The following is a 9611-nucleotide window of genomic DNA, read 5'->3' as shown; positions in this document are numbered from 1 at the left end:
CGCGCAAGCTGCCGCTGTATGCGCAGCACGGCGTGTCCTACGCCTGGTTCATCGATCCGGAGGCGCGCACGCTCGAGGTGTTCCAGCGCCTCAAGCGCGGCTGGCTCTTCGCAGCCAGCTACGAGGGGGACGCCCTGGTGCGCGCCGAGCCCTTCACCCACGTGCCGATGGAGCTTGGCTCGCTCTGGCTGCCCGCGGAGGCGGACGCTCCGCTGGCACTGGCGGTGGGGCGGTAGCGCCCGGCGATCTCAAGCTGCGCGCGAGAAGGGATCGCTCCCCAGCCGCAGCAGCCGGCGCACCGCGCGCAGCAGCAGCTCTGGATCCACCGGGGCCGCGAGGAAGCCCAGCGCTCCCACGGCCTGCGAGCGCCTCAGCTCCAGCTCTGGCGCCTTGCCCGCCACCAGCACCCGTGCGGCCACGCGCTGGCCGAGCGCCTCCAGGGACGGCAGCGGCGCGACCACCACGGTGTCCTCGCTTGCGCCGCGGACCTCGGCCGCGCTCGCCTCCCGGGTGGGAATCCCCGCCTCGTTCAGCACGCGAAGGAGCCCCACGGTCGCAGTGGCGCCCCAGCCGTAGACGAGCACCCGCTCCGTCTGCTCCCAGGGCACCAGCGGCATCGGCTCACCCAGGATCGCCGTGGCCACCGGCACGAGCTGGGAGGGCACCGGCTCCAGCTCCAGGGGCGAGAGCAGCGGCAGGCCGTCCTGCTCCAGCGTGGGCGCCTGCGCCGAGTCCTCCTCGTAGAGGGCGTCGTCGATGACCACGTCCTCGATCATGCAGTTCGCCATGAAGGCCATCACTTCCTCGGCCTCGGGCAGCTCGACGGACCGTGGATCCGCCAGCTTCGACACCTCGTACAGCTCACCGCGGTACAGCCGGGCAATCGCCCGGCGGATGGCCATATCCGTGGCGAGCCGCGCAACCACCCGCGCCTTGCCCGACACGCTCTGGACGACGTCCAGCGCATCCAGGTTCGCCGGCGCCGCGATGGCCACCACCAGCGTCGTCTCTCGCAGGCCCTCCAGCCACAGCGGAACCACCCGGTAGGACTCCGCCACCTTCAGCGGCACCAGCCGCGCCAGCCGCGGCTCCAGCACCTGCGCATCCAGCTCCACCGCGGCGATGCCCGTCTGCTCCTCCAGTGCGGAGAACACCTGCTCGGCGGGCGCGAAGCCTTGATCCACCACCACCTGACCCAGGGGCAGGCCCCACTGGCGCTGGAACGCCAACGCTGATTGGAGCTGCAACGAGTCCACCACCCCACGCGCCAGCAAGATGTCGCCCAGTCGCTTCTTCATGGTCCGTGCCTCACTGCCGCCCCCGGCGGTCCATGGCGGGAAAGGAGTCAACGCTCTTACCGGCCTCTCGCCTGCCTGGCTTCTTCACGGGCGCCAGAGTGTTCAGCCCGGGCGCCACAACCCTGCGATTTCCCAGGGTTTTCCCCGGATATCTCCGAGAAGGCGGGCTGTCCTGAGCTCCAAGCGCGCGGGGCCGTGGGGCCTGTGAGCCCAGGAGTGTTCAGTGAGGGAGAGGTAGGTGGTAGTGCGAGAACACCGTGTCCATCTTCCCGGCGTGTACGAGGCATCCTTGGAAGAGGTGCTCCGGTGTCTTCGGCAGGAAGTCCACGGAGCCAGCGGGGCGATGAAGGTCGGCAAGCGGCTGGAAGGGGTGCGCGTGCAACCCCAGTCGCTGGGGCCCTTCCTCCACTTTCGGCGAGGCCGCTACACGCGCAACCTCGTCTATCGAGACTCGCGCCTCGAGGTGGTGGTGAACTGCTGGGCTGCTGGCACCTCCTCGCCCATCCATGATCACTCCCAGCAAGAGTGCTGGTTCAGCATCCAGGCAGGCACCTTCCAGCTGGAGGACTACCCGCTGCTGGCCGGGGGCCTCGAGCCGGGGTACGCCCTGCTGGGCTCACCGAGCCTCACCGAGGCGGTGGGGGCTGGCCACGTGGACTACCGCGGTCCTTTGGACTCCATCCATCGCGTCACCGCGCTGCAGGGCCCCGCCGTCACCCTGCACGTGTACGCGGCGCCGGTCGAGCGCTGCCTCGTGTTCGACGTGCGCCGCCGGCGCTGTAGCTGTCGGCAGCTCAGCTACCACTCCGTCTTCGGCCGCCCGGTGGAAGCTCGCCCAGGCAGCGAGCTGCTCAGTCGGCTATAGGGTCCAAGGTACGCGCGCGGGGCACTGTCACCGTGGGCCGGTAGCCTGCGCGCGTCACCTGCTCCCAGGGGTTCAGAACACCTGGGGCGCGCGCCACCTCCTCTGAAGTCGGGCCGGAAGGGTGGGGCGTCAGCGGCCGTTCTGCCGCCGCGTCCGCGCGGGAGACTTGGGAGGTTGCAATGAAGATGCAGGGTTGGATGCTGGGAGGAGCGCTGGCGATGGGGGTGTGGCTCTCCGCCACGCCGGCAGGTGCCCAGGACCGGCGCCGCGAGCCTCAGCGGTGCGAGGATCGCTGCGATGACGAGTCCCAGCGCTGCCGGGAGATCTGCAAGAAGTACGCGGGCAACGACAACGACGCGTGCTTCAAGGCGTGCAGCGAGGAGGAAAAGCGCTGCACGCAGCAATGCAAGGAGGCCTCGCGATAGTGGGCCTGCGGAGCCCGCGCGAGCCGCCTACCACTGGGTGTCGGGCACCGGGGCGCTGAGCGCCTCCTGCTTCGCACCGACGAGCCCCAGCCGCGCGCCGAGCCGGTACAGCGCCTGGGTTTGCTCCAGCACCGGAGTCCACGGAGCCACCGCGGAGATGCGGGCGTTGGCCTCGTCCTCGCTGTTCTCGCCCTCGCCGCCGCCGAGCATCTCGGAGAGGATCTCCGCCGTCTCCTTCTTGCGCGGGTACGTCTGGAGGCGCACCTCGGCGTCCTTGGGCAGCTTCGCCGCCTCCTTGGCCAGCTCCAGCGCCTTGGGGAAGCCGCCGAGCTCGTCCACCAGCTTGTTCGCCTTCGCGTCCTCGCCCGTCCACACCCGGCCCTTGGCTAGGGACTGGAGCTGCTCGAGCGGCAGGTTGCGCCCCTTGGCCGCCTTCTCCGTGAAGTCCACGTAGATGCGGTCCAGCATCGCGTCGTTCTTGGCCAGCTGCTCCGGGGTGAAGTCGCTGTCCGTGTTGTAGAGGGCAGCGTCCTTGCCCAGGGCGATCGTCTCCCAGTTGATGCCCAGCTTGGACCAGAACTCCGCCGTCACCATCTTCCCGCCGAACACGCCGATGCTGCCGGTGAGGGTGCCCGGCTGGGCGACGATTTTGTCCGCGTCCATGGAGACGAAGTAGCCGCCGCTGGCCGCATAGGTGGCCATGGAGATGATGACGGGCTTGCCCTTCTCGCGGGCGCGCTGCACCTCGCGGCGCACGGTGTCGCTGGCCACGTAGCTGCCGCCCGGGCTGTCCACGCGGAAGAGGATGGCCTTCACCTTCGAGTCATCCGCCGCCTTGCGCAGCGCCAGCGCCACGCTGTCGCCGCCGAACGCCTGCTCGCCGCTGAAGGGGTTGGACTCGCTCTTGCCACGCGAGATGCCGCCCACGCCGTACACCAGGGCAATCGTCGCGTCGCCGCTGGTGTTCGGCCGGCCCGCACGCTCCACGTACTTGTCCACGAAGAGCAACTTCGCCCCGTCGCCCGCCTCCTTCTTCACCTTCGCCAGCACCTCGTCACGGTAGAGCAGCCCGTCCACCAGCTTCGCGTCCAGCGCGGCCTGGCCCAGCAGCGGCGCGCGATCGATGAGGGCCTTCACCTCGTCCTCGCTGAGCTTGCGGTCCTCGGCGATGCCCCGAACGATCTGCCCGTAGAGGCTGCCGAGCAGCTTCTCCATGGCCTCGCGGTGCGGGGCGGTGAAGGACTGCTCGGTGTAGGTGTTGACGGCGTTCTTGTACTCGTAGCGCTGGCCGATGCGCGGCTGCACGCCGAGCTTGGCAAAGGCGTCTCGCGCGAAAGGAGTCTCGAACGCCAGGCCGGTGAGGTTCACGTCGCCCGAGGGCTGGATGTAGACCTCATCGAAAGCAGAGGCGAGGTAGTAGGCGCCGGTGGCGTTGCCCGCCTCGCCGAAGCTGTCCGTGAAGGCGATGGCCTTCTTGCCGCTGGCACGGAAGGCCTTCACCGCGTCCCGCAGCTCCTGTGCCGCGGCGAGGCTGCCGACCTGCTCCACGCGCACCAGGAGCGCCTTCACGCGGTCATCCTTGGCGCCCTCCTCCAGCGCGTCCAGCACGTCGCGCATGGTGGTGTCCTTGTTGCCGAAGGCGCCCGCGAACGAGTCCTCCGGCACCTGCTCGGGCAGGGGGTTGGCCAGATCCAGCTCGAGCACGAGGGAGCTCGGCACGCCAGGCTTGCTCGAGGCGGCGATGACGATCAGGAAGATGAAGCCGAAGAAGCTCAGGACCGACAGGGCGCCGATGGTGGCCAGGGCGCCGACGATGAAGCGTTTCATGTGACGCAGACTCCTCGGGCCGATGGAGGGACGGCCCGGAAACAGGTCCTTACTACTAATGAGGCCCAGGGACGATCTTCCAGTCCGTATCCACACTCCCACACCCAGGCGTGCGAGCGGCCGGTACTTTCTCGGGATGACGGGTAAGGTCCGCGGAGTTGGTAGCCCCGTGCACCCCCAACCGACTCGCGAGGCTCGCATGCGTCGTGCCCCCCTGTCCCTCTTCACTGCCCTGCTGCTCGTCGCCGCCCCGGCCCTGGCCCTGGCGCCGGCGACTCCAGCGGCCCAGGCGCCACTGGCCGCCAAGGCCAAGGCCAAGGCCAAGGCAGGCCCGCTTGCCCCCGTGGCGAGCGTGGAGGGCATCAACGAGTACCGCCTGCCCAATGGGCTGCGCGTCGTCCTCTTCCCGGATCCCACCAAGCCCACCGTCACCGTGAACGTGACGTACTTCGTCGGCAGCAAGCACGAGGGCTATGGCGAGGCCGGCATGGCCCACCTGCTCGAGCACCTGCTGTTCAAGGGGACGCCGAAGACGACCAACATCCCCCAGGCCCTCACCGAGCGCGGGGCCCGCCCCAACGGCACCACCTGGCTGGACCGAACCAACTACTTCGAGACGCTGCCCGCCTCGGACGCCAACCTCTCCTGGGCCCTGGCCTTCGAGGCGGACCGCATGGTGAACAGCTTCATCGCCAAGAAGGACCTCGACAGCGAGATGACCGTGGTCCGCAACGAGCTGGAGCGCGGAGAGAATGATCCGCACTCGGTGCTCCTGCGCCGGGTGATGAGCGCCGCCTACCAGTTCCACAACTACGGCAAGCCCACCATCGGCACGCGCGCGGACCTGGAGAACGTCCCCATCGACAGGCTCCAGGCCTTCTATCGGAAGTACTACCGCCCGGATAACGCCATGCTCGTGGTGGCCGGCCGCTTCGAGGAGGCCAAGGCGCTCCAGCTCATCCAGGGCACCTTCGGCAAGCTGCGCCCGCCCGCGCAGCCCGTGCCCCGCACCTACACCGAGGAGCCCACCCAGGATGGCGAGCGCCACGTAACGCTGCGCCGCGTGGGAGAGACCGGCGCCCTCGTCGCGGGCTACCACGTGCCCGAGGGCGCCCACCCGGACTTCGCCGCCATCGAGGTGCTCACCGAGGTGCTCGGCGACAACCCCTCGGGCCGGCTCTACAAGGCCCTGGTGGAGCCGAAGAAGGCCGCGCGTGCCTACGGCTACAACCTGCAGCTCCAGGATCCAGGCATGCTCGTGTTCGGCGCCCAGCTGCGCGAGGGCCAGTCCGTGGAGGCCGCGCGCGAGGTGCTGGTGAAGACGGTGGAGGAGGCCGCCCGCACCCCCTTCACCGCGGAGGAGGTGGCCCGCGCGAAGACGAGCCTGCTCAAGCAGCTGGAGCTCATCCTCAATGACTCGGAGCGCTCCGCCATCTTCCTCTCCGAGTGGGCCGCCATCGGCGACTGGCGCCTGTTGTTCCTGCACCGCGACCGCATCGAGGGCGTGAAGCCGGAGGACGTCGCGCGCGTGGCCGCCTCCTTCCTGAAGACGTCCAACCGGACGCTGGGCGAGTTCATCCCCACGCCGAAGCCGGATCGCGCGGAGCTGCCGCCGCGGGTGGATGTGGCCGCCATGCTCCAGGGCTACCAGGGCCGCGCCGCCGTGGCTCAGGGCGAGGCGTTCGATCCGTCGCCCGCCAACATCGAGGCGCGCGTGCAGCGCTCGCAGCAGCCCGGCGGGCTGAAGCTGGCGCTGCTTCCCAAGAAGACGCGCGGAGAGATGGTGAGCGTGGCCCTCAACCTGCGCTGGGGCACCGAGCAGGCGGTGATGGGCAAGGAGTACGCGGCGAAGCTGACGGGCGCCATGCTCCTGCGCGGCACGAAGACGAAGAGCCGCCAGCAGCTCCAGGACACGTTCGACAAGCTCAAGGCGCGCGTGAGCGTGGAGGGCGGGCCCACGAGCGCGTCCGTCTTCGTGGAGACGAAGCGCGAGAACCTGCCCGAGGTGCTGCGGCTGGTGGCCGAGGTGCTGCGCGAGCCCGCCTTCGACGCCCAGGAGTTCGCGCTCCTGCAGCAGGAGCGGCTGGCCTCGATGGAGAAGTCCCGCTCCGAGCCGGACACCCGGGGTGGCTATGCCTTCCGCCGGGCGCTCTCCAGCCAGTACCCGAAGGGCCACCCCTACTACGCGCCCACGGTGGAGGAGGACTTCGCCGGGGTGAAGGGCGTCACGCTGGAGCAGGTGCGGGCCTTCCACCGTGAGTTCTATGGCGCCTCGCAGGGCGAGCTGGCCGCGGTGGGGGACTTCGAGTCGAAGCAGCTCTCGGCGCTCGTGGGTGAGCTGTTCGCCGGGTGGAAGAGCCCGGCGCCCTACGTGCGCGTGCCGCAGACGTTCAAGGCCGTGGCCGCCCAGACCCAGGCGGTGGAGACGCCGGACAAGGCCAATGCCTTCTTCATGGCGGGGCAGAACCTCCAGCTCAAGGACGACAACCCGGACTGGCCGGCGCTGATGCTGGGCAACTTCATGTTCGGCGGCGGCTTCCTCAACTCGCGCCTGGCCACGCGCATCCGCCAGAAGGAGGGCCTGTCCTACGGCGTGGGCAGCGGCCTCAGCGCGGGCGCGATTGATCCGGTAGGCTCGTTCTACGCCTACGCCATCTACGCCCCGCAGAACGCCGAGAAGCTGGAGGCCGCGCTGCGAGAGGAGCTGGGCAAGGTGATGGAGAAGGGCTTCACCGCCGAGGAGCTGGAGAAGGCGCGCGCGGGCCTGCTGGAGTACCGGCAGACGGGGCGCGCGCAGGACGGTGGGCTGGCGCGGACGCTGGCCAGCTACCTGTTCCTCGGGAGGACGCTCGACTTCGACGCGGCGCTCGAGCAGCGCATGGCGAAGCTGACGCCCGAGGAGGTGCGCAAGGCGCTCACGCGGCACGTGGATGCCAACAAGCTCACCGTGGTGAAGGCGGGAGACTTCGCCGGGGCGAAGAAGAAGGAGAAGGCGCCCATCCCCGCGAACGCCGCTCCTTGAGCGAGCCGCCCGCGAGGAGGCTCAGGGTTTCTGGGCCTCCTCGTCGTGCAGGAGATCCACCTGGATGAAGGCGGTCTGTCCCGCCCTCACTTCGACCGAGCGCTCCACCTTCTTTCGCAGCTTCTTGTTCACGAACCTCAGGGTGTAGGTGCCTGGGTTGATGTCCAGGACTCCCCGAGGCCCTTTCATCAGCCGCTTGCCTTCGAGGTAGACGACCGCCGAGGGCCGGACCTCGAACTCGATCACCCCACTCTTCGCGTCGTGGTGGGCCCTGACCTCTGAGCTCACGCCCGCAGAGGCCTCGCCCGCTGCATTCCCAGGGGGAGGACTCACAGGCTTGCCGGTCGTGGGGGCAGGATCCTTCTCCGCCAGAGGCGCTGTGTCCCCGGTGTCTCCGGTGACAGCAGCTGACTCGGGCGAGGGCGGACTCTCCGCATGGGTGGGGGCAGGAGCGTCACTCGGCGCCGACGGAGTCCTCCCCACAAGGAGATACCCGCCTGCCGCGGCGAGCAGCGCCACGCCGACGAGCGCCGCGCGCAGCATCCCTGTCTTTCGGGAGGGAGCAGCGGGAGTCTCCACGGTCGGAATGGCATCTACCCGGGGACGAGGGGGAGGAGGAGCCTCCAACTGCAGGGTCCGAGGAATGCCCATCGCAGAGCTCTCGGCCACGAGGCTGGGGGAGAGGTCCACTCTGGGTGGCAGCGAGTCCAGGGTCGGCGCAGAGCGGAGCATTGTGTCCTCGAGCGGCGGACTCCCCGGCGGGAGCGTGCTCTGGTCCGGAGCCACTCGGAGCGTCGTGTCTTCGAGGGGAGGACTCCCCGGCGGTAGGGCCGGCAGCGGCGCGTCGTGAATCGGCGGCGAGACCTGGGCGATGAGCTGGGCGATGTGCTGTGTCGTCACCGGCCTGCCCGTGGAGAGGATGTACTCCTCGAGATCGGCCTGGAAGGCGAAGCAGTCCGGGTAGCGCTGGTCACGGTCCTTGGCGAGCGCGCGCTGGAGGATGCGCTGCACGGGCTCGGGGAGATCCGGCTGGCGCAGCACGGCGGGCATCGGCAGCTCGAACAGGATCGAGTGCATGAGGCTGGCCTCCGTGGGAGCATCGAACGGCCGCTGCCCGGTGACCAGCTCGTAGAAGACGAGCCCCAGCGCGTAGACGTCCACCCGTCGATCCAGCGTCTGGTTGCGGATCTGCTCGGGAGGCATGTACGCCAGCTTGCCCTTGATCATCCCCGTCTGCGTGCGGTGCTGCTGGCCCGCGGCCTTGGCGATGCCGAAGTCCACGACTTTTACCGCGCCCTGGCGTGACAGCAGGATGTTGTCCGGGCTGATGTCGCGGTGGACGATGTCCAGCGGCTGCCCCGTGGCCGGGTCTCGGAAGTCGTGGGCGAAGGCGAGCCCCTCGCATGCGGAGGCGATGATGCGAGCGCACGGCACGGGCGGCAGCGGGCCCCCGAGCCGGAGCGAGTCATCGAGGAGCGTCCGCAGGCTGGGCCCATCGAGGTACTCCATGGCCAGGTAGTAGGAGCCGTCGCTCTCACCGAAGTCGAAGATCTGGACGATGTTCGGGTGGGTGAGCCGGGCGGCCAGCGTGGCCTCGGAGAAGAACATCTGGATGAAGGCCGGCTCCCGGGCCATGTGCGGCAGGATGCGCTTGAGCACCAGCAGCTTCTCGAAGCCCATGGGGCCGGCGGTCCTCGCGAGGAAGACCTCGGCCATGCCGCCCACGGCGAGCTCACGGATCAACTGGTACTTGCCCACCTGCATGATGGGCGGAGCGTACCTCAGCCCCCGGGGTGTTGCTTGGCCTCGGAGGGGCTCACCCCTCGAAGTTGAATTTGACGACCCTGTTCTCGCCCGGCTTGAGCTCGACCGTCTGGGTGACGTTCTTCTGGAGCTGCTCGTTGACCAACCTCACGGTGTACGTGGCCGCTGGGAGCTCCACCGGAGCAATGGGTGTCTGCCCATAGTTCTTCCCATTGATGAAGATCGTGGCGAAGGGACGGACCCGGAACGCCAGGGTCCCCTTGCCCACAGGCTTGGTGAGGGCCGGCTTGGCGCGAGGTCTGGGGCGAGGGTTCGCTGGAGGGGGGGCCTCAGCCACCTTCGGAGGACCCTCATCCGCGCTCTCTGCTTGCGGCGAGGTGGCTGGCGGATCCGTGGGGGATGGGGATTCC

General features: G+C 69.1%; 8 protein-coding genes. 4 read left to right on the top strand and 4 right to left on the bottom strand.

What is annotated here, in order from left to right; translation table 11 throughout:
• Positions 1-236, top strand: a 236-nt coding sequence (locus tag VD972_RS31530) for a Uma2 family endonuclease (RefSeq protein WP_324992491.1), incomplete at its 5' end; no start/stop codon positions are given.
• Positions 237-248: 12 nt separating this feature from the next.
• On the opposite strand, the gene VD972_RS31525 is transcribed toward VD972_RS31530, so the two are convergent.
• Complete coding sequence (locus tag VD972_RS31525; RefSeq protein WP_324992490.1) at positions 249-1298, bottom strand: hypothetical protein; 1050 nt, start codon at positions 1296-1298, stop codon at positions 249-251.
• Between the two features lie 343 nt (positions 1299-1641).
• Here VD972_RS31525 and VD972_RS31520 point away from each other — a divergent pair, with 343 nt between their 5' ends.
• Entirely contained in the window at positions 1642-2163 is a 522-nt protein-coding gene (locus VD972_RS31520; protein WP_324992489.1) for a cysteine dioxygenase family protein, read from the top strand.
• Between the two features lie 179 nt (positions 2164-2342).
• Positions 2343-2588, top strand: coding sequence for a hypothetical protein (locus tag VD972_RS31515; protein ID WP_324992488.1), 246 nt, complete (start codon positions 2343-2345; stop codon positions 2586-2588).
• Between the two features lie 27 nt (positions 2589-2615).
• Here VD972_RS31515 and sppA read toward each other — a convergent pair whose 3' ends face one another.
• Positions 2616-4415 (bottom strand): signal peptide peptidase SppA, encoded by a 1800-nt coding sequence (gene sppA, locus VD972_RS31510; protein WP_324992487.1) that lies wholly within the window; start codon positions 4413-4415, stop codon positions 2616-2618.
• A 136-nt stretch (positions 4416-4551) separates the two neighbouring features.
• Between sppA and VD972_RS31505 the strand changes: the two genes are divergently transcribed.
• Complete coding sequence (locus VD972_RS31505) at positions 4552-7437, top strand: pitrilysin family protein (protein ID WP_324992486.1); 2886 nt, start codon at positions 4552-4554, stop codon at positions 7435-7437.
• A 21-nt stretch (positions 7438-7458) separates the two neighbouring features.
• Here VD972_RS31505 and VD972_RS31500 read toward each other — a convergent pair whose 3' ends face one another.
• Positions 7459-9201, bottom strand: coding sequence for a serine/threonine protein kinase (locus VD972_RS31500; RefSeq protein ID WP_324992485.1), 1743 nt, complete (start codon positions 9199-9201; stop codon positions 7459-7461).
• 52 nt (positions 9202-9253) lie between these two features.
• On the bottom strand, positions 9254-9611 hold a 358-nt coding region (locus VD972_RS31495), incomplete at its 5' end, for a PEGA domain-containing protein (RefSeq protein ID WP_324992484.1).

It is taken from the genome of Hyalangium sp., from assembly GCF_035629615.1.
Lineage (GTDB): Bacteria > Myxococcota > Myxococcia > Myxococcales > Myxococcaceae > Hyalangium.
The sequence above is the reverse complement of the archived record's forward strand: the minus strand, read 5'-3'. Positions and strand labels throughout refer to the sequence as shown.

What these genes read in the sequence shown, in the direction of transcription:
- VD972_RS31515 (WP_324992488.1), top strand. Translation starts at nt 2,343, where the DNA reads ATGAAGATGCAGGGTTGGATGCTGGGAGGAGCGCTGGCGATGGGGGTG.
- VD972_RS31505 (WP_324992486.1), top strand. Translation starts at nt 4,552, where the DNA reads ATGACGGGTAAGGTCCGCGGAGTTGGTAGCCCCGTGCACCCCCAACCG.
- VD972_RS31520 (WP_324992489.1), top strand. Translation starts at nt 1,642, where the DNA reads ATGAAGGTCGGCAAGCGGCTGGAAGGGGTGCGCGTGCAACCCCAGTCG.
- sppA (WP_324992487.1), bottom strand. Translation starts at nt 4,415, where the DNA reads ATGAAACGCTTCATCGTCGGCGCCCTGGCCACCATCGGCGCCCTGTCG.
- VD972_RS31500 (WP_324992485.1), bottom strand. Translation starts at nt 9,201, where the DNA reads ATGCAGGTGGGCAAGTACCAGTTGATCCGTGAGCTCGCCGTGGGCGGC.
- VD972_RS31525 (WP_324992490.1), bottom strand. Translation starts at nt 1,298, where the DNA reads ATGAAGAAGCGACTGGGCGACATCTTGCTGGCGCGTGGGGTGGTGGAC.